General features: G+C 59.5%; 19 protein-coding genes, 1 other RNA gene and 1 pseudogene. 18 read left to right on the plus strand and 3 right to left on the minus strand.

Annotation, left to right across the window (positions count from 1 at the left end):
- Nucleotides 1-403: 403 nt before the first annotated feature.
- The 17 genes and pseudogenes from AB0P14_RS04520 (at nt 404) to ssrA (ending at nt 15,535) form a co-directional block, all read left to right on the plus strand.
- Entirely contained in the window at nt 404-1,069 is a 666-nt protein-coding gene (locus tag AB0P14_RS04520; RefSeq protein ID WP_363838387.1) for an acyltransferase, read from the plus strand.
- Nucleotides 1,047-2,411, plus strand: a complete 1,365-nt coding sequence (locus AB0P14_RS04525; protein ID WP_363838388.1) for an acyltransferase family protein — start codon at nt 1,047-1,049, stop codon at nt 2,409-2,411. The genes AB0P14_RS04520 and AB0P14_RS04525 overlap by 23 nt, the downstream gene beginning before the upstream one ends.
- 128 nt (nt 2,412-2,539) lie before the next feature.
- The gene (locus tag AB0P14_RS04530) at nt 2,540-3,763 is read left to right on the plus strand and encodes an ATPase, T2SS/T4P/T4SS family (protein ID WP_363838390.1); all 1,224 of its coding nucleotides are present in this window, start codon (nt 2,540-2,542) and stop codon (nt 3,761-3,763) included.
- Nucleotides 3,763-4,617 carry a type II secretion system F family protein gene (locus tag AB0P14_RS04535; protein WP_363838393.1) on the plus strand — a complete coding sequence of 285 codons (855 nt, stop codon included), beginning with the start codon at nt 3,763-3,765 and terminating at the stop codon, nt 4,615-4,617. Before AB0P14_RS04530 ends, AB0P14_RS04535 begins: the two co-directional genes overlap by 1 nt.
- On the plus strand, nt 4,614-5,552 hold the full coding sequence (locus tag AB0P14_RS04540; protein WP_363838396.1) for a type II secretion system F family protein: 939 nt from the start codon (nt 4,614-4,616) through the stop codon (nt 5,550-5,552). Before AB0P14_RS04535 ends, AB0P14_RS04540 begins: the two co-directional genes overlap by 4 nt.
- 408 nt (nt 5,553-5,960) lie before the next feature.
- Nucleotides 5,961-6,395, plus strand: a complete 435-nt coding sequence (locus AB0P14_RS04545; RefSeq protein ID WP_363838399.1) for a TadE/TadG family type IV pilus assembly protein — start codon at nt 5,961-5,963, stop codon at nt 6,393-6,395.
- Complete coding sequence (locus AB0P14_RS04550; RefSeq protein WP_363838401.1) at nt 6,376-6,861, plus strand: hypothetical protein; 486 nt, start codon at nt 6,376-6,378, stop codon at nt 6,859-6,861. The genes AB0P14_RS04545 and AB0P14_RS04550 overlap by 20 nt, the downstream gene beginning before the upstream one ends.
- Nucleotides 6,858-7,298: a pilus assembly protein TadG-related protein gene (locus AB0P14_RS04555; RefSeq protein WP_363838404.1), complete on the plus strand. Its 441-nt coding sequence runs from the start codon at nt 6,858-6,860 to the stop codon at nt 7,296-7,298. Before AB0P14_RS04550 ends, AB0P14_RS04555 begins: the two co-directional genes overlap by 4 nt.
- 56 nt (nt 7,299-7,354) lie before the next feature.
- The gene (gene prfB / locus AB0P14_RS04560; RefSeq protein ID WP_363838407.1) at nt 7,355-8,473 is read left to right on the plus strand and encodes a peptide chain release factor 2; all 1,119 of its coding nucleotides are present in this window, start codon (nt 7,355-7,357) and stop codon (nt 8,471-8,473) included.
- 60 nt (nt 8,474-8,533) lie between these two features.
- Nucleotides 8,534-8,743, plus strand: a pseudogene (locus AB0P14_RS04565) (Fic family protein); the annotation flags it as partial.
- A 42-nt stretch (nt 8,744-8,785) separates the two neighbouring features.
- Nucleotides 8,786-9,226: a hypothetical protein gene (locus tag AB0P14_RS04570; RefSeq protein ID WP_363839396.1), complete on the plus strand. Its 441-nt coding sequence runs from the start codon at nt 8,786-8,788 to the stop codon at nt 9,224-9,226.
- A 396-nt stretch (nt 9,227-9,622) separates the two neighbouring features.
- A complete protein-coding gene (ftsE, locus tag AB0P14_RS04575) occupies nt 9,623-10,534 on the plus strand; it encodes a cell division ATP-binding protein FtsE (protein ID WP_363838410.1) in 912 nt (303 codons plus the stop codon).
- Entirely contained in the window at nt 10,531-11,445 is a 915-nt protein-coding gene (gene ftsX / locus AB0P14_RS04580; protein WP_363838413.1) for a permease-like cell division protein FtsX, read from the plus strand. The genes ftsE and ftsX overlap by 4 nt, the downstream gene beginning before the upstream one ends.
- A gap of 136 nt (nt 11,446-11,581) precedes the next feature.
- Entirely contained in the window at nt 11,582-13,009 is a 1,428-nt protein-coding gene (locus AB0P14_RS04585; RefSeq protein WP_363839338.1) for a peptidoglycan DD-metalloendopeptidase family protein, read from the plus strand.
- A 186-nt stretch (nt 13,010-13,195) separates the two neighbouring features.
- Nucleotides 13,196-13,672, plus strand: a complete 477-nt coding sequence (smpB, locus tag AB0P14_RS04590; RefSeq protein WP_363838416.1) for an SsrA-binding protein SmpB — start codon at nt 13,196-13,198, stop codon at nt 13,670-13,672.
- Between the two features lie 112 nt (nt 13,673-13,784).
- Complete coding sequence (locus AB0P14_RS04595; protein WP_363838419.1) at nt 13,785-15,068, plus strand: glycoside hydrolase family 3 N-terminal domain-containing protein; 1,284 nt, start codon at nt 13,785-13,787, stop codon at nt 15,066-15,068.
- Nucleotides 15,069-15,169: 101 nt separating this feature from the next.
- Nucleotides 15,170-15,535, plus strand: a transfer-messenger RNA (tmRNA) gene (ssrA, locus tag AB0P14_RS04600).
- A 481-nt stretch (nt 15,536-16,016) separates the two neighbouring features.
- On the opposite strand, the gene AB0P14_RS04605 is transcribed toward ssrA, so the two are convergent.
- From AB0P14_RS04605 to AB0P14_RS04615, 3 genes are all read right to left on the minus strand, one after another.
- Nucleotides 16,017-16,736: a hypothetical protein gene (locus AB0P14_RS04605; protein ID WP_363838422.1), complete on the minus strand. Its 720-nt coding sequence runs from the start codon at nt 16,734-16,736 to the stop codon at nt 16,017-16,019.
- Nucleotides 16,733-17,467 (minus strand): hypothetical protein, encoded by a 735-nt coding sequence (locus AB0P14_RS04610; RefSeq protein WP_363838425.1) that lies wholly within the window; start codon nt 17,465-17,467, stop codon nt 16,733-16,735. The genes AB0P14_RS04605 and AB0P14_RS04610 overlap by 4 nt, the downstream gene beginning before the upstream one ends.
- 96 nt (nt 17,468-17,563) lie before the next feature.
- Nucleotides 17,564-17,956, minus strand: a complete 393-nt coding sequence (locus AB0P14_RS04615; RefSeq protein ID WP_363838427.1) for a hypothetical protein — start codon at nt 17,954-17,956, stop codon at nt 17,564-17,566.
- A 303-nt stretch (nt 17,957-18,259) separates the two neighbouring features.
- On the opposite strand from AB0P14_RS04615, the gene AB0P14_RS04620 reads away from it, so the two are divergent.
- Entirely contained in the window at nt 18,260-18,559 is a 300-nt protein-coding gene (locus AB0P14_RS04620) for a DUF4193 domain-containing protein (protein WP_062287035.1), read from the plus strand.
- Nucleotides 18,560-18,569: the final 10 nt, after the last annotated feature.

Below are 18,569 nucleotides of genomic sequence, written 5' to 3' on the forward strand. Positions count from 1 at the left end.
AGTCCTGCGGGGCCCTTCTCTGGGACCTGTCCGAGTACGTCCCCAAGCTTAGCTGGGAGGTACCTGAAAATTGGGAGAACAGTGGGTAAACACTGCTGTGTTAACTGCGCCACGAGTTGCAAGAGTAATCCACTCTGGAGTTTGCGAGTTAGCAGGACGGGCAAGAGAACGCAGCGGTGGATGGCGTGCGTTTGGTCACTCGAAAGCTAGAGAAAATGAGTATGGCGGATATGGCAGGTAGGCTTTTTCGGGGGGTTTATTGCGGCGTCCAGCTTCGGATGCTGCCAATCGTTAGGTGTTGTCTGGACTGTCGCTTGTCACGGGAGCTGAACTTAGTGCTCGGGGCCGACTCCGCTCCGACGTCGAAAGAAAACTCGCTCCACGGAGTGACCAGCGTAAATTTTTGCCTGAAGTTCAAGGGTTGCGGGCTGTAGCTGTTCTCATGGTGGTGACCTATCATGTGTGGTTCGGTCGGATCTCCGGCGGAGTTGACATCTTCCTGCTGATTTCATCGTTCTTGCTGACCGGACAATTCACCCGCAAGTTGGAGAGTGGACGAGCCCCAGAGCTCTTCAAATACTGGTCGCACCTGTTCAAACGGCTGTTGCCGATGATCGTCTTGACCCTCCTTGCGACATTGATCGGCGTTTACCTGCTCTTGCCCCAAACGGTTTGGATCAGCATGTTTGGACAAACTTGGGCTTCCCTTCTCTACTATCAAAACTGGTGCCTTGCTGCGGAATCGGTGGACTACTACGCCACGGACCATAGCGCGGCGAGCCCGCTACAGCACCTCTGGTCGCCATCCATTCAAGGCCAAATCTTTATCTTGTGGCCGTTGATTTTTGCTGTGGCTGGAGGTATCGCGTGTTGGAAAGCTGCGCATTCGTCCCTTGCTCATCTACATGTTCGGGGCGATCTTCACTGTCTCCCTGGTGTTCTCCATCATTACGACAAATTGCAACCAGGCCTTCGCCTACTTCGACACCCGCACATGACCGTGGGAATTTGCACTTGGCTCTCTCCTTGCCTTAGCCCTGCCCTACTTGACCTTCAACCGGCCAGCTAGGATTCTTGTGGGCTGGGTGGGCATCATTGCCATGCTTTCGTGTGGAATCATCCTGCAAGTTGGCCAGCAATTTCCCGGATACATGGCGCTCTGGCCTACGCCCGCCGCCGCATTTGTCTTAGTGGCAGGCCTCACGGACCGCAAATTCGGGGCAGACCGGTTTCTGAGCTGGAAACCGCCGGTCAAGTTTGGCGACAGCTCCTATGCCCTGTACTTGTTCCATTGGCCCTTGCTGGTCTTCATTCTTGTTTACGCAGAGCGTGAACAGGCCGGTCCTCGAGCTGGCACTGCGATCATCCCTATTTCAATTCTGGGTGCGATTATCGCCACGAAACTTGTGGACACCCCGATCCGTCGCAGCAAGTGGACAGAGCAGAAACGGCGCCGGGCCCTATTGGCCATTGCCATTTGCATTGCCGTAGGTACTGCAACCTTGAGCGCTTGGCAGTGGAAGGTCCATCTAGATGAGCAAGCCATACAGGCACAGGAACAAGCGGCACAAGCTGAAGTCCTCCGCAACCATCTAGGAGCTCTTTCGTTGCAGCCCTGTTTTGTTGACGCCGCTGACCCCGATCTTTCGATGAGGCCTGCATTGACAGCATTGGACCAGCAATGGGTTTCAGTAGGTGAAGCTTGTAAAGATGCGTTCCTCCCCAATGAAAAAATGCTCGAGGGCAGGTGCAACCAGTCCGCTGCTGTGTCCAAGCCTAAGAAGACGATCGTCGTTGTTGGCGATTCCCATGCCGAACAATTTGCAGGGGCACTAGTGCCTGTTGCAGAGCAGAGCAACTGGCAGCTCGTCTCGCTACTTTTGGGCGGATGCGACTTTGGCAGCGAAACTTCACCAACAGGCCGAGAGTCGGAGTGTCAAGACTTTAACAAGGCTGCCATGGACTATGTGTTGAAGTTGAAGCCCGATGCTGTATTTACAATTGCGACTGACGCGGTTCCTGATTCGTCGGCAGAGACAGTGATTCGGGGCTACGAATCGGCCGTTCGAACATTTTTTGATGCCGGCATCAAAGTTATCGGAGTGTGTGACAACCCGCGGTTCACGAAAAACAAGGCCACCTGTGTCGGTGATTCTGGTGCCTATGCCTGCGTCTTTGAACAAGCCAATCATCTTGCCCCGAGCGACCCCGCCGAGTCGCTGAACCGGATCGACGGCGCCCACATGATCGACCTCACCAACCAATACTGCAAGGACGGAACCTGCTTCGCCGTGGCCGGAAATGTTCTCGTTTACTTGGACGACAATCACCTCACGTTGGACTACACCCGGACCATGGCCCCGGCCCTGGGCCAGCGCATTGCCGCCTCCACAGGTTGGGACGTCAAATAGTTCACAGTGCCCGCAAGCACCGCGTTGTCCACAGCCCCAAAAGTGCTTCTGGCGTGGCGTCGGAATTCTGGTCTAGGCTCCTGACCATTGGCACGTGCGAACACCGCAAAGGGGCGGGAGTGGTCTGAGTGGATGCGCTGGCGCAAGTTGAGGATGAAGTCCGTGAACTCATCCGCCGCAAAGGCCTTGACCCGCAGCGCCAAGGCACTGAGGTCCGCGCCTTGGTTGACGCAGCCGTCAACGACTACGGCGAACGATCCCTCCTCGGTGCAGTCCCGGCCCTCACTCAAGCTGCCGACGCCAAACGAACCGTGTTCAACGCCGTCGCCGGTTTCGGTGCCCTGCAGCCGCTCCTGGATGACCCGGACATTGAGGAAATCTGGATCAACGCGCCCCACCAAGTGTTTGTGGCTAGGCAAGGTGAATCGGAACTGACCGATCTGCGTTTCACCGCCCAGCAAGTGAGCGATCTGGTGGAGCGCATGCTCAAGAGTTCGGGCCGGCGTCTGGATTTGAGTAGCCCTTTTGTGGATGCCGCACTTCCTGACGGCAGCCGCCTGCACGTGGTGATCCCGGACATTACCCAGACTCACTGGGCCGTGAACATCCGCAAGTTCACAGCCCGCGCCAGCCGCCTGGACCATCTGGTGGAACTGGGCTCCCTCACGCCACAGGCGGCACGGTTTCTGGGTGCAGCCGTCAGTAGCGGACTGAACATTCTGGTCTCCGGCGCCACACAAGCGGGCAAGACCACCATGCTCAACTGCCTCGCCGCCGGCATCGGCTCCCGCGAACGCGTAGTCACCGTGGAGGAGATCTTCGAGCTGAAACTGCCCCTCACAGACGTGGTAGGCCTGCAATGCCGCCAACCAAACCTCGAAGGCATGGGCGAGATCCCGCTGCGCCGCCTCGTCAAAGAAGCACTTCGCATGCGCCCGGACCGGCTTATTGTGGGCGAGGTGCGCGAGGCCGAAAGCCTAGACATGCTGATCGCGCTCAATAGTGGGCTTCCCGGGATGGCGTCAGTGCATGCAAACTCTGCCCATGACGCCGTAGTTAAGATTTGTACACTGCCGCTATTGGCGGGAGAAAACATCACCGCCGCCTTCGTACTGCCCACAGTGGCTGCCTGCATCGACCTGGTGGTGCACTGCGTCCGTGCCCCCAACGGCCGGCGCTCCGTAGGCCAAATTCTCGCCTTGGGCCGCCGCGTGGAAAACGGCATCATCGAATCCAGCTTGGTCTTCGACACCGTCAACGGGCAGCTGCAAGCATCAGAAACCGCCATGCCCTCCCCGGAAAAATTTGCCGCCTCCGGTTACAACGTGGCCTCCCTGATGGGCGAGCACTGATGTCCGCGGTACTGGGCCTACTCGTTGGTCTGGGCATGTTCCTGATCTGGACCGCCTGTTGGAGCACCCCCGCCCGCAGCGCCATGCCAGGCCAGCGCAAGAGGGTGGCCCGTTTACTCCACCAAGCCGGAGTTCCCCAAGTCAGCCCTGCCTCCCTGATCACCAGCACGGCGGTGCTTGCCGTGCTGGTGGTGCTCCTGGTCTTTGCGCTGACAGGGGCGCCGGCCATAGCCGTGTGCTTCGGCTTGTTCAGCGCCTACCTCCCGTTTGCGCTGTTACAGATGAGAGCACGACGCCGGGCAGCAGTCATGCGCGATCTCTGGCCTGATGTGGTGGACCACTTGCGCTCAGCCATCAGGGCCGGGCTCTCACTTCCGGAAGCCTTGGTCCAGTTGGGCAGCAAAGGCCCGGTTGAACTCCGCGAGGAATTCAAGATCTTTGCGGCCGACTACCGGGCCACCGGCCATTTCGAAGGCGCCCTGCAAAAACTCAAAACAACATTGGCTGATCCGGTTGCCGACAGAATCATTGAGGCGTTGCGGCTCACTCGTGATGTGGGCGGCTCAGACTTGGGCAAGCTGCTGGGCACCCTCTCAGAATTCCTACGTGACCATGCCAGAACTCGCAGCGAATTGGAAGCCCGGCAATCGTGGACTGTCAATGCTGCCCGGCTGGCCGTTGCGGCTCCCTGGATTGTCCTGATGCTCATGGCTACCCGGCCGGAAGCCATTGCAGCCTACAACTCTGCGGCCGGCTGGGCTGTGCTGGGTGGCGGCTTGGCGCTCTCAGTCTTCTGTTACCGCATCATGCTGCGCATTGGAGCGCTGCCGGAAGAACAGAGGGTGCTGCAATGACGGGGCACCTGCTGATGGTGGCCGGCGTCGGGCTTGTCTTGGGGGCTGGGCTCTGGCTGATCATGGTGAGACTTCCAGCCATGCGACAGCCAAGCTTCACCCAACGCGTAGAACCCCAACTACTCACGGCCGCAAGCCACTCCAGACTTCTGGACAACGAGGGCCCTGGTCCACTCTTTGGGCCTCTGGAACGCATAGCACGGCTGGTCATGAAGGACGCCGTGCAGCGGCTGGGTCGTATCAATATCAGTGTCCACGGGCTCAGTGCCCGCCTAGCCCAGGCTGGCCGGCAAGAGACTGATTTGGAGTTTCGGGCAGCCCAACTGCTCTTTGCCGGGGCCGGGCTGGTGGCCGGGGTGTTGCTCTCCCTGTTTCTGTTGTGGCAAGGGAACCTCAACCTCATGGGTGCTGTGTTCCTGACGTTGGGCCCCATGCTGGGTGGCTACCTGCTGTACGACTACCTGCTCAGCGCCAGAATCCAACGCCGGCAGGCACGGATGCTTGCCGAATTCCCGGCTCTTGCTGAGCTCATGGCCTTGGCTGTGGGTGCGGGGGAGAGCGCAGCGAGTGCCTTGGACCGGGTCGCGCGGTCGTCCTCCGGGGTGCTCTCGGCCGAATTTGGGACCGTGCTGGCACAAACTCGTACGGGAATGCCGTTGGTAGAGGCTCTGAACCAATTCTCGGCCAGGGTGAATGTGCCGGCCCTGGCCCGATTCGTAGATGGCATCAGTGTGGCCATTAACCGAGGCACGCCGCTGGCAGATGTTCTGCGTGCCCAAGCTCAGGACGTGCGAGACGTTGCCAAGCGTGAACTCATGGAATCGGCGGGCCGCAAGGAAATTGGCATGATGGTGCCCTTAATTTTTGGCGTGTTGCCGCTGACGGTTGTCTTCGCCGTGTTCCCCGGCCTGGCCCTGCTGCAGTTGGGCTTCTAAATGGGCAGATACGGAACAGCACGCAGGACTTCGCAGGGAACTTCACGCGGACAAGAGAAGCAACAAAAGAAAAGGAATCATCATGCGCGTCATCGACAAAGCGGTGGGAACGGCAACGGTGCTGTTCACAGGATGGATGCACCGGTTGGATCAGAGGTATCAGCGGTATCAGGGAGCTCAGGGAGTTCCCAGAGGCCAGCAGAGCGGAGAACTGCAGGAGGTGGGGCCACACCGACGACCATTCATGAACTGGCGGCCGGCAACGGGGCGAAGCCGAGCAGATGTCCCTGGCTGGGTTTTAATCACATTGATGAGTGCCGTCCTGGTGGCCGGGCTGCTGGCCATCGCCGGACCCGCGCTACAAGGGCTATTCAATCAAGCCATGGAACAAGTCCAGCCGTAGCTCGGTTGCGCGCTTCTCTGCGGGTGCAGGCCGCTGGTCTGCCGCAGCCTCGGCCAGCTCGCCGGGGCCAGCCTCGTGAGGGCGGGGCTGCCGTCGTCGACTTTGTTCTCGTGGGCGCGTTGGTGACGGTGATCTTTGTGGCGCTGCTTCAGTTGGCGTTAGTGCTGCACGTGCGCAACACCGTGGCTGATGCCGCGTCCTCTGCTGCCCGGTATGGAGCATTGGGGGATAGGTCCGCCGACGACGCTCGGGATCGGGCCATCTTCCTTGTGGATGCGGCGCTGGGACCGGACTACATTCAGGACGTCTCCGTCAGCGTTCAAACGCAGGACGGTTTGGACATTTTGGAAGTCTCCATCAATGCCCCGATGCCACTCATTGGACTGTTTGGCCCTGCGCGGTCGTTGGAGATGAGCGGTCATGCCGTCATCACCCGATGAACACCCACCCCGGAGTGTCGGTGGACTGACAGCCACCGACGGCTCCGCGACGGGCGGTTCTGAAGAGGGTAGCGCCATTGTGGAGTTCATCTTTCTGGCGGTGCTGCTGATGGTCCCGGTGGTCTACTTGATCCTGACCGTGGGCCAAGTCCAAGGTGGAGCATACGCTGCCGTGGGTGCGGCAGATCAGGCAGCCAAAGTATTCGTGCTGCACCGAGACCTCCCTTCAGCGCAGCAGGCAGCTGAGCATGCTGTGCGGCTGGCTGTTCAGGACATGGGCTTTGATCCCGAGGCCGCCACCTTGTCCATCAGCTGCGACCCCGGCTGTTCCACCGCTGGTGCCATAGTCCGCGCACGTGTTCAGCTCAGAGTAGAGCTCCCTGTGGTGGGCGCGGTGCCAGGAGTCAACCTCACGGCCGCAACCGTGGAGTCCAGCGCCATGCAAAAAGTGGGCCGGTTCAAATGAAAACGCACGACGAGGAGACCGGTCAGGTCATGGTCCTGCTGATCGGTTATGTGTTGATCACCCTGTTGGTCATCACCGTTGTGGCAGCGGCAGGCAGCATTTACTTAGGGCACAAGAGGCTGCTGTCCCTTGCCGACGGTGCTGCGCTCGCAGCCGCCGATACCTTTGAACTCAGCGGCGGCAGTGCCTCCAGCGACCCGGGCACCCTGCTGACCGCCCAAGGTGTCCACGGGGCCGCCCAGAATTATCTTTCCGGAATCGATGCACCGGAGGGACTGGGCAACATTGTCCTGGACTCCGCCACGGGAGCCGGGGACGGGAGGACCGCGGTGGTGGGGATGAGCGCCGTCGTACATCCACTGTTCATCAACTTTCTGGTGCCCGAAGGCATCAGTATCAGCGTGCGGAGCACGGCGCGCGCCAATCTGGCCCTATGACGGCCCCGCACGCGCCCGATCAACGCATGGCCGCAAATGCCGTAGGCTTGAATATCATGGCAGAGATTGACTTTCCCGCAGAACTCAAGGCGCTACGCGCGACCTACACCTCCATCGAGCAGGTCTCCGAAGTGGAGAAGCTTTTGGAGGACATTGAGGATTTGTCGGATCAGGCAGGTTCACCCAATCTGTGGGACGATCCCGCCGCCGCGCAGAAGGTCACTTCCAAGCTCAGTCACGCCCAGTCCAAGCTGGAAAAGCTGCGGACGTTGGAAGCCCGAATCGATGACCTCGAGGTCTTGGTGGAGTTGGCCCAAGACGAGGGCGACGCCGATTCCCTCGCCGAAGCGGCCAAGGACCTGACAGCGCTGCAGAAGTCGTTGGCTGACCTGGAAATCGTGACGCTGCTGGCCGGTGAATACGATGAGCGTGAAGCTGTGATCACCATTCGCTCCGGTGCAGGGGGAGTGGATGCTGCCGACTTCGCCGAAATGCTGCTGCGCATGTACCTGCGATGGGCCGAACGTCACGGCTATCCCACCGCCGTTCTGGACACCTCTTACGCTGAAGAGGCCGGCCTGAAATCGGCCACCTTTGAAGTCAAAGCACCTTACGCCTTCGGCACACTGAGCGTTGAGGCTGGCACTCATCGCCTGGTGCGCATCAGCCCGTTCGATAACCAGGGCCGCCGCCAAACCTCCTTTGCTGCCGTGGAAGTCATCCCGCTCATTGAGTCCACGGACAGCATCGACATCCCGGACAATGACATCCGCGTCGACGTGTTCCGCTCATCGGGCCCCGGCGGACAGTCCGTGAACACTACCGACTCAGCCGTGCGCATGACTCACATTCCTACCGGGACTGTGGTGTCGATGCAGAACGAGAAGTCACAGATTCAAAACCGTGCAGCGGCCATGCGCGTGCTGCAATCGCGCCTGCTGTTGCTCAAGCAGGCTGAGGAGAACGCGCAGAAGAAGGCCATGGCAGGAGATGTCAAGGCATCGTGGGGTGACCAGATGCGCTCCTACGTGCTCAACCCGTACCAAATGGTCAAGGATCTGCGCACCGAACACGAAGTTGGCAATGCCGGTGCCGTGCTGGATGGCGAAATTGATGACTTCATCGACGCCGGTATCCGCTGGCGTGCCGACAACCGGAACGCCGAGAAGCACTAAGCGTTAGGGGATTTCTGGCTTTCGGCGGCGTTACGTCTCCACCGCCTCGGTCAGCTGCCGGTGTGGATCGGCACCCGAGGTGTTAGCCCCGGCGGCGCGGATTTCGCGGCACCACACCACAGCCGAGTACCTGCACTGGTTGACGATCTTGTGACTTTCGCATCCCGGTATGATGTGCCGTCTCTGGTATTTGTGGCGGTAGCTCATGCCCAGTTTGAGACGATCCATCCTTTTGCAGACGGGAACGGACGAACAGGCCGTGCTCTGGCACAATCGATCCTCCGTTTCCGAGGAGTGACGAGAAATGTGGCAGTGCCGGTATCTGCAAGATTGCTGGCAGACATCGACGGCTACTGCGCTGCACTCACGGCATACAGGGCCGGGGACGTCAGCCCAATTGTTAGGGCGTTTGCGAACGCTGCGCTACGTGCTGTATCCAACACCCGGCAACTGGTCGAGGAAATTGAAACCATGGTGGAGTCGTGGAACCACAAGCTCATGGCGCGCAAGAGCAGTAATGCTTGGCGAATTCTGGATCTCACTGCTCAGCGCCCGGTGATCGATTCGGCTACGGCAGCTCTCGAGCTTGGGGTGAAGCAACCCAACGTTTACCCTCCGCTGAAAGCCTTAGTGGACGCCGGAATCCTGAGCTCCAAGGCCGAACACAACCTTCGGCCGTTCTGGCGTAGCGATGAAATTCTGGGAGCAATCGATCAGTTTGCCAAGCGCGCTGGCCATCGGCAGAAATCCTAAGCATCTATCCATTGGCCGTCATTGGCCGTCACGGTGCGCCGAGATCGGTACTTAGCCACCAATTGTGCGGTGTAACTACCGATCTCGGGGCTAACGTCAGCCCAAGTTCGCGCTGCCCGGTACCGCCGGGCCCGAACAGCCCGCAGCAGTCAAGCGCCAAGCAACCCGCAACAACCCAACGCCTAGCAATCAAACAGCCCGCAAACAAGCAGGCCCGCAAGCAAACCGCTACCAATCCGGCACATTCACAGCAAGCACCCACACCGACACACCGGGGCGGAACCAGCTTTCACCCTGCAGCCCGCCTATAGTCATTAAGCTGGCGGTTTCTTCCCCCAAACAACTGCCCGGCCGTCAGCATGCCAGTGGAATCCGCTGGCCGGGCAACGAAAAGTCATGATTCGTTTTGAAAATGTGAGCATTGCTTACGATCGCAAGGACAAGCCTGCGCTCGACGACGTCTCCTTTGATGTTGAACGCGGCGAATTCGTGTTCCTCGTAGGTTCCTCCGGCTCGGGCAAGTCAACGCTGCTGCGCTTGATCCTGCGCGAATACCGGACCCCGCACGGGCAGATCTACGTCGCCGGACAGAACGTGGCCAATGTGCCTAGCTGGCGCGTGCCCAAATTCCGGCGCGGCATCGGCGTGGTGTTCCAAGACTTCCGCCTCATCCAGACCAAGACGGTTTTCGCCAACGTCGCCTACGCCATGCAGGTGCTAGGCAAGAACCGTGCGGCCATCAAGTCCGAGGTCCCGCGCGTACTGGAACTGGTGGGCCTGGAAGACAAGGGCCACCGTACCCCCACAGAACTTTCCGGCGGTGAGCAGCAGCGTGTGGCCATTGCCCGCGCCATTGTGAACCAGCCCGGTATCCTGCTGGCCGATGAGCCCACGGGAAACCTTGACCCCATCACCAGTGCCGGCATCATGGACATCCTGGACCGGATCAACCAAAACGGCACCACGGTGGTCATGGCCACGCACGACGACGACATCGTCAACACCATGCGCAAGCGCGTCATAGAGCTGCGCCACGGCCAAGTGGTTCGTGATGAGGCCACCGCGCTGTACACCTCTGCGATCCCCGTGGTGTCGGCGGCAGGTGCGCTCCCCGCCGTCGTTCTTCCCAAGACGGACGACGCCGAACCCATGACCCGCCGCCGTCGTGCAGCCAGTGCCACCACGGCAGGTGACGACTCCGCCGCGGAGGATGCCATGCCGCCAAGACTTGAACGCAAATTGGGGACGCCGCTGGGGGATGCGGCCGCAACCAAGGGCGAAGACCAGCACGACGGGAACAAAAAGTGAGACTTGCCTTCATTATGAGCGAGTTGGGAAGCGGCCTGCGCCGCAACCTGACGATGGTCATTTCAGTTATTCTGGTGACCTTTGTGTCCCTGACATTTGTGGGCACCGCCGGGCTGTTGCAGATGCAGATCGGCCAGCTCAAGGGATTTTGGTATGACAAGGTTCAGGTGACCATTTACCTGTGCACCGATGTCCCCGCCAACACCAACTGTGTTTCCGGGCCAGTCACGGATGAGCAAAAGGTGGCTATCGAGGGCCTGCTGTCCTCGCCGGCCGTGAAGCCCTACGTGGAGACGTGGACTTTTGAATCCCAAGACGATGCTCTGGGGCACTTCAAGGAACAGTTCGCGAATTCGCCCATGGTGGATTCGGTCGAGGCTGCCAACCTGCCGTCCTCGTACCGCATCAAGCTGACCGATCCGACGAAATACCAGATCATCAACGAGACCTTCGCGGCAACTCCGGGAGTGGACTCGGTGGTGGATCAACGCAAGGTGCTGGACAAGCTGTTCTCCTATATGAACATAGCCACCCTTGTTGCGGTGGGTGTTGCCGGGCTCATGACTGTCTGCGCAGCCTTGCTCATTGCCACCACCATCAGACTCTCGGCCCAATCCCGCACTCGGGAGATTGAAATCATGCGCCTGGTGGGCGCGTCTCGAACCGTGATTCAGCTGCCGTTCGTGCTCGAAGGTGTCATTGCCGCCACGATCGGTGCGCTGTTGGCATCGGGGGCGGTCTTCTCCATTGTGATCTTCGTCTTCAACGGTTATCTGGCGTCCTCCAACACGGGAACTCCGTTTATCTCCACGGGCGATGCCTTTGTGATTTACCCCGTGCTGATCCTGCTCGGTGTGGTGTTGGCCGGAGTATCATCGGCCGTTTCCCTGCGCAAAAACCTGAAAGTGTAAGGTAGGTAGGGGTCTTGTTACTCAAGATGCCTATGTGACTGGTGTTATTGATGTCAATCTTCAAGGAGCTCGAGGCATGAATTCGAAATCAAGCGGGGGAATTGGAACCGTGAAATCCCCCCGGCTTGGGCGTAGCATGCCCGGCGTCCGTCAACTGCGTCACCGCGTCGGTGCTGTTGTGGTTGGCCTCCTTGCCGTGGGACTGTTGGGCCTTGTGCCGCCAGCCCAGGCAGACGATCTCAATGACAAGGCCAACGCCTTGGAGCAGCAGGCCCATGACGTTCAGGCGTCGTTGGAGTTTGTGGATTCCGGCCTGGCAAAGTCAGCCGCAGACCTGGTGCTGTATCAGGGGCAACTACCCGGAGCTCAGCAAGCGTTGACCGAGGCCCAAGGTCGCGTCAGCGCTGCAACCGCCACGGTCAATTCGCTTGCAGCCCGGATCGACATCGCCCAGCAGAACAAAGACAAGATCACCACCCAAATTGCTGCTGATGCCAAAAAAGCCACCGAGACCAAGGAAATGATCGGCCAGATTGCCGCCCAGTCCTACAAGGCCGGCGGACTGTCGCCGAGCCTGACTTTGATCCTCGGCACAGACTCCGGCACAGACTTGGCCAGCTCCATTGATTTGGCCGAGCAGGCCCTGCGCAGCCAGACCGCTGCGCTGGAACAGCTAACGGCACAAAAAGCTACTAACCAAAACGCTCAGGCGCGGCTGGTGGCTGTGGAAGCTGAGATCACGGACCTGAAGACTCAGGCGGAGGCTGCGCTGGCCGCTGAGCAAGCGGCGCGCGATGCTGCCGCCACGCAAAAAGCCACCGTTGATAAGCTCATCAGCGATTCTGCAACCTTGAACGCCAAACTCGAAGCTGAAAAGCCGCGGATCCAGGCCAAGCTCAAGGAAGTACAGGCGCAAAAGTCTGCTGTTGCCGCCGAAATCGCAGAGATTCAGCGTAAGGAACGCGAGGCTGCTGCAGCCGCGGCAAAGGCCGAGGCTGAACGGATTGCCCGGGAACAGGCTGCCGCCGCCGCAGCCGCCGCAGCCGCCGCGGCTGAGGCTGCCAAGAACAATGGCAGTAACTATGTGCCGCCGCCCTATGTACCACCGGCTTATGTGCCGCCGGCGCCGGGAAACCCGTCCGCATTTGGTTTGCAGCACCCGTTCGCCGTCAACGTTCCCATCACCTCCGGCTTCGGCTGGCGGCAGACCCCTGCCGGTACCATCGACTTCAACGGCACCGGCGGCTACGTTCACACCGGGATCGACTTCGGCGCCTGGTGTGGCACCCCCGTTTACGCGGCGGCCTCCGGCACCGTAATTTTCGCCGGCTGGGATGTATGGGGCGGCGGTAACGGCGTGAAGATCAGCCACGGCGTCATCCAGGGCAACGCCTTGTTGACGGCGTACTATCACAACACCAGTGTTCAGGTCTCCCAAGGCCAGCAGGTCACCCGCGGCCAGTTGATCGCGATCTCCGGCGGCACGGGTAACTCCACCGGCTGCCACGCTCACTTTGAAACGTGGCTCAACGGCGTAGCCGTGGATCCCATGACGCTGCTCTAGCTAGAATCTGTTTTCAGTACTACTTACCGCACCACACGCCAGGCTCGGCCGACGGTTCTAAGACCGTTGCCGGGCCTGTCGTTGCTAGACTCTAACCTTGCTAGAACCTTGCTAGCGACTGAACGTTGCTAGACTTGAACCTCGCGCCACCGCTGGTGCGTCCAACCATCCGAGAAGGAGCCTGCTGTGCCTAAGGAAAGTGGCCTGAAGGTAGTGGCCACCAATCGCAAGGCCCGGCATGATTACCACATCATGGATACCTTTGAGGCCGGTCTGGTCTTGATGGGAACCGAAGTGAAATCGCTGCGTGAAGGCCGCGCCTCATTGGTGGACGGCTTCGCCACGTTCTACAACGATGAGCTGTGGCTCGAAGGCGTCTACATCCCCGAATACCTCAACGGCAGCTGGACCAACCATACGGCTCGCCGCCGCCGCAAGCTCCTGCTGCACCGCGAAGAGCTGGAAAAAATTGAGCGTAAGACCCGCGAATCCGGTTTCACCATTGTGCCCTTGCAGCTGTACTTCAAGGACAGCCGCGCCAAGGTAGAGATCGCCATTGCCCGCGGTAAGAAGGATTACGACAAACGCCACACACTGCGTGAGCAGCAGGACAACCGCGAGGCGCTGCGTGCCATGCGTGAAAAGAACCGCGGCACCGCCTAGATTTTCTTCTCTTGTACCTTTTAGCTCTGTCCCTGTCACTTTGTCAGAGCTGTGTCCTAAGCTGGCAGCTAAAGCAAGGGAAGCCGAGAAATTGAAGGCTGAAAGGCGGATCGTGGCTGCGGTGAGTGGTAAACGCTGGTGGATCGTGGGAGCCTGCTTGGCAGCGGCGGCACTGATCGCCGTCGCCATGGTGCAGATTTTCGGCGGCAATGCGCCCCTAGCTGGCTCCTCTTCGGCGCCCTCGTCTCCATCTTCAAGCACGACGTCGGCACCGCCTTCCAGCGCCACCTCGGCTCCGACGTCGTCCGCGTCAGCGTCTTCCAGTGCGTCACCTTCCTCTGGAGTGAAGGGATTGGCTGCGGAAAAATTGGCCGCCATGACCCTAGAACAAAGAGTGGGCCAGGTACTGATGGTCTCCTCATCCGTGACCGGAGCGGATCAGAATTCGCTGTACGCGCTGGACACCCTCTTTGTCGGAAATGTTTTCATGAAGGGGCGTAGCACCGCCGGCCAAGCCGGGATCGGGGCGGAAGTGGCTGCAATTACGGCCCATATTTCCGGATCGCGCACCGTGGGGGTGAGGCCGTTTGTGGCGACCGATCAAGAAGGCGGCTTTGTCCAGATCATGCGTGGCCCCGGGTTCGATGAAATGCCTCAGGCCATTGAACAGGGGCAGCTTTCGCCAGCAGAGTTGCTCAGTGAGTCGACCCGTTGGGGGCAGCAACTGGCGTCCGTGGGCGTCAACGTCAACCTAGCTCCGGTGCTGGACACCGTGCCTAGTGCGGAGTTTGCCCCGCAGAATGCACCTATTGGCACCTTCGGCCGGGAATTTGGTTACACGCCAGCCGCCGTCTCGAGTCACGGGCTGGCGTTCGCTCAAGGCATGATGGCCTCTGGTGTTGAGCCGACCATCAAACACTTTCCGGGGCTCGGCCGGGTCACACTGAACACCGATGTTGCCGCAGGTGTCACGGATGACATCACGGTGCGCAATGACCCTTATGTGGCCCCGTTCCGTGACGCCGTGCAGGTAGGAGTGCCGTGGCTGATGATGTCCAACGCCTGGTATCCCAAAATCGACCCGTCAGCGATGGCACCGTTTTCCAAGGTGATGGTTCATGACATGGTACGTGGCGACTTAGGCTTCAAGGGCGTCATTGTCAGTGACGATATTTGCGACGCCGTGCAAGTCTCGGCGCTTCCCGTGGCGCAGCGCGGCGTGGAGTTCATTGCGGCTGGTGGAACCATGGCCTTGTGTACGAACCAGGCTCTGCTGCCGCAAATGTATTCCGGGCTGCTTGAGCGGGCCCAAACCGACCCTGGCTTTGCTGAGAAGGTCGACGCCGCAGCTCTGCTGGTGCTCCAAGCCAAAGAAGCCAAGGGGCTCATTGACTAGCCAGGGCTTCGCGGGAATATATCTCTGCCACGATGCGCTATTATGGGTAGTCCACGAACAGTTGCTCTCGGGCATCAGTGAGTGGAGTTGAAAAAACAATAGGGGATGATCGGTTTCGACGGTGTTAGTCGAGACAGGTGAAGCGGGTCGAGGATACAGGGTTAACTCGTAAACGATCTCTGTAAAACACAAGTGCTGAATCAAATCGCACTGACTTCGCTCTTGCTGCCTAAGCAGTAAGACAGTCCGTCAGCCCGGGAACGCTCTCGTCCCGGATCCTGGCGTCATCTAGAGGGCCACTGCTCTAAGTTCTCGTTGTAGGCGCTTAGGGGACTCTTATACAACTGGGCCTGGCAGCTACTTGTTTGCGAGATAGCTGGGGCCGAGAAAAACCGCTGCAAACTGCACCCGGAGAAGCCCTGACAACACAACATCGGACGGGAGTTCAATTCTCCCCATCTCCACATCCCTATTGGGACCTGTTCCTCGCCTTCGCGGTGGGGGACAGGTCCTTTTTTATGCCCTGATGGAAAACAGAGTGACGCGCGGCAACTGGGGCGCTAGTTAGCGGTGCGCGGGTTTCATCATCAGTCGACACAAGGGGGATGAAGATGCACGGGAGACGAGCAGATGCGGTGTCCTTGTCCTTAGTAGGCGATGGCACAAGCAGGCTTCCTAGGGGGTGGCTGGCCGCACTGGCTGGTGCGACGGCAATCGCTCTAACTTGCGGAGCCGCATACCCGCAAGACGCCACCATGGCAGTGGGCTAAACACCTTTAAACAATTGAGTGGTGGCCAGCCAGAAAGCCGGACCACCACTCACCCCCAAAGTTTTGTGCACCACATGAGGCAAACTTTGTTCACACATTCATTATTATGTCAGATACTAATGGAAAAGTGTACATCGGGCTTTGTGAGGACCCGGACCCGGAACTGGAGTGCAGGGCTCTAGTGCTGGCGCGGCGGCTGCGTCGTAACTGCAACGGGGCGGCGGATGAAGGACAACCAGACAAGCACCAGCCCCAGGGCTACAAACAAGATGGCGCTGAAGGTCATGATGTCCACTGCATCCCAGTTTGCCCAGACAGGAAATCGCAGCGGTACGGTGGCACAGACCAAGGAGAATCCAACCAGCAAGAAAGAAGCCGCGACCCGGTCAACCACACGCCGTCGAGAAAATGCTGCCTTCGCGGTTGCCACGACGGCGCAGGCTGCGGCGTAGCCAATATAGGCAATACCGAACCAATGGTAGGCCTCCAAGGCTGGCTGATGGGTGAATGCCACCAGCCCGGTGCTGGATCCATCTACATCGGCGAGCACATAGCTGACGCAAAGTCCCAGTGCGGAAACCGCTAAAACAGTCACACCCAACGGGCCTCGGATGAGCGTTTGAGCTAAGGGAGAGTCATATGCCGCGGCAACCCTGAAAGTCAGTAGGGAAAAGACACCCAACATGCTCAGACGCAACACAACATTGGCCAAGTTGATACCGCCAAGCACGGCATCAACAGGCAGGTAAATTTCCGGCAGGCTCAGTGCGACGCTGACCGTGGCTAGGACAAAAGCCCAGGTAAGCCCGCGGTTGCGGCCTTTGAGTAGCGAGGGCGCACGCCACAAGGTGCAGGCCAGACACACGATAAGTGCGCTCCATTGCAAAATAAGGATCATCCCAAGTTCTCCCAAACACTGCGCACAGCTGCCTTGTCATCCTCGGTGCGGCGCAATACTCGGCTCAAGTAGTCCAGCCGATTGGCTGCCAGGGAGGCGAGAGCGCTGGTGGGGAGGGTCCGCAAAGCATGTTCACGGGATCCGGATGCCCATCCGGCCTCGGCGGGGGACAGGAAGCCGGTGGAAACCAGGCCATTGCTCAGGCCGACGCCGGCAATTCTGGCACTGCCAATGGCCAGCTCGGCGGTGAGCCGGTTAGCGCTGATCTGCGCAGATAAGTTCTGTGGAGCAATGGCGGCCTGCCTGGCCACGGTCTGGCGCAGATCTCCGGTGTCCACGGCATCCAGCCAGGCCCGCACAGAGGACTTGTGGTGCGGTGGTGACAAAGGCGCAGCAACGGGTTTGCTGAGATTCTCTGCCGCCGTGTTTCGGTTCAGTAGCTCTTGGAGGAGGTCTGAATCAGAGACTTGGCTCAGTAATTCAGCGAGGTTAGGCGGCTTTGACCCTGCAGAAAGGTCCTCAAAGGAGGGGAATTCGGTCAGGGTAGCTACCACGGGCAAATCCAAGGAACGGCTGACGGCGGCAACGGTTCCCAGCGATACTCGCCCGCGCACTAATTGCTGGGCCAGGGTTGAGCGTTTGATGCCAGCGGCGCGGCATACAGCGGCGTGGCTGGTGCCACCGGCAACGCCAGTCAGCCAGTGTTGGAAGAATTTTGCCGGAACGGTCACGGCCGCACCACGGCGCCAATGATGGCGCCACAGCCTAAGCCAGCGCCAAGGGTGATCGTCTCAGGAGAACTGTTCATAGCTGGGCCCGTTGCTTGCCTAGTCATCCTGGGTGTCGACGATGCCACGGAAACGCGAGCCGACGCCGTCGTACTCGCTACGACGCCAGCCGGCCTGTGGATCAGGGAGCTCGGAGTTCTCGTGGAAATCGCAGATCACGTAGGTGAATTCCGGCCACCACTTCTTGGGGCGAGCCACCTCGAGGAAGTCACAGAGGTAGCAGCGCAGATCCACCCAGATGGGGCGCTTGCCGGTGGAGTTGGCGCGGGACTGGGCCAACCATGCGGGCGGGTTGGCGTCAATAGCTGCGACCTCGGCGGAACTCATGCGCGAGGGAATGCCGTTGCGGGCAGCCATTTCCGGCGGAATATTCAGGGCCTGGGCCACTTGCCGACGGTTGAGCGAAGAGTGCGAGGAAGAGTTGTTTGCCATGGTTCTATCAAGAATAGGGCGAAGCGCGCACGGTGGCGATTCCACAGGGCTGATGAAGGCCGGAAGTGGGTCCGTGAACAGCCAAAGTAGCCGCGCAGAGCTGGTGAGAATGGCCACAAAGGGAAGCCCCTGCCTGCAACATTTTGAATAAATTCGCCGAGAATACAATAAATTTGCCTATCGTCCCCTATGCTGTGGGAAAACATCAGGGAATATAGGGCGCAAGTCCAGCATTCTAGGGCTAGTATGGGGCGCTGAAACACCCCGCCATTACCACGAGTACCTCAGGAGTTTGAAAACCGCATGGCAACGGATTACGACGCACCCCGCAACAAGGACGAAGACCACGAGACAGAGTCGCTTCAGGCACTCCAGGTTCAGCGTGGCGGTGCACAGACGGCTCATATTGACGTCGAAGATTCAGACACGGCTGAAGGCATGGATCTGCCCGGCGCCGACCTCTCCAACGAAGAGTTGGTGGTTCAGGTCATTCCCGCACAGGACGACGAGTTCACTTGTTCTTCCTGCTTCCTGGTTCGCCACCGCAGCCAGGTTGCTCGCGAAAAGAACGGCATGTTCTTCTGCAAGGACTGCGAAGGCTAAAGTACGCTCG

It is taken from the genome of Specibacter sp. NPDC078709 (genome assembly GCF_040686795.1).
Lineage (GTDB): Bacteria > Actinomycetota > Actinomycetes > Actinomycetales > Micrococcaceae > Specibacter.

What these genes read in the sequence shown, in the direction of transcription:
- AB0P14_RS04535 (WP_363838393.1), top strand. Translation starts at nt 3,763, where the DNA reads ATGTCCGCGGTACTGGGCCTACTCGTTGGTCTGGGCATGTTCCTGATC.
- AB0P14_RS04540 (WP_363838396.1), top strand. Translation starts at nt 4,614, where the DNA reads ATGACGGGGCACCTGCTGATGGTGGCCGGCGTCGGGCTTGTCTTGGGG.
- AB0P14_RS04550 (WP_363838401.1), top strand. Translation starts at nt 6,376, where the DNA reads ATGCCGTCATCACCCGATGAACACCCACCCCGGAGTGTCGGTGGACTG.
- AB0P14_RS04555 (WP_363838404.1), top strand. Translation starts at nt 6,858, where the DNA reads ATGAAAACGCACGACGAGGAGACCGGTCAGGTCATGGTCCTGCTGATC.
- prfB (WP_363838407.1), top strand. Translation starts at nt 7,355, where the DNA reads ATGGCAGAGATTGACTTTCCCGCAGAACTCAAGGCGCTACGCGCGACC.
- ftsE (WP_363838410.1), top strand. Translation starts at nt 9,623, where the DNA reads ATGATTCGTTTTGAAAATGTGAGCATTGCTTACGATCGCAAGGACAAG.
- AB0P14_RS04585 (WP_363839338.1), top strand. Translation starts at nt 11,582, where the DNA reads ATGCCCGGCGTCCGTCAACTGCGTCACCGCGTCGGTGCTGTTGTGGTT.
- AB0P14_RS04605 (WP_363838422.1), bottom strand. Translation starts at nt 16,736, where the DNA reads ATGATCCTTATTTTGCAATGGAGCGCACTTATCGTGTGTCTGGCCTGC.
- AB0P14_RS04615 (WP_363838427.1), bottom strand. Translation starts at nt 17,956, where the DNA reads ATGGCAAACAACTCTTCCTCGCACTCTTCGCTCAACCGTCGGCAAGTG.
- AB0P14_RS04620 (WP_062287035.1), top strand. Translation starts at nt 18,260, where the DNA reads ATGGCAACGGATTACGACGCACCCCGCAACAAGGACGAAGACCACGAG.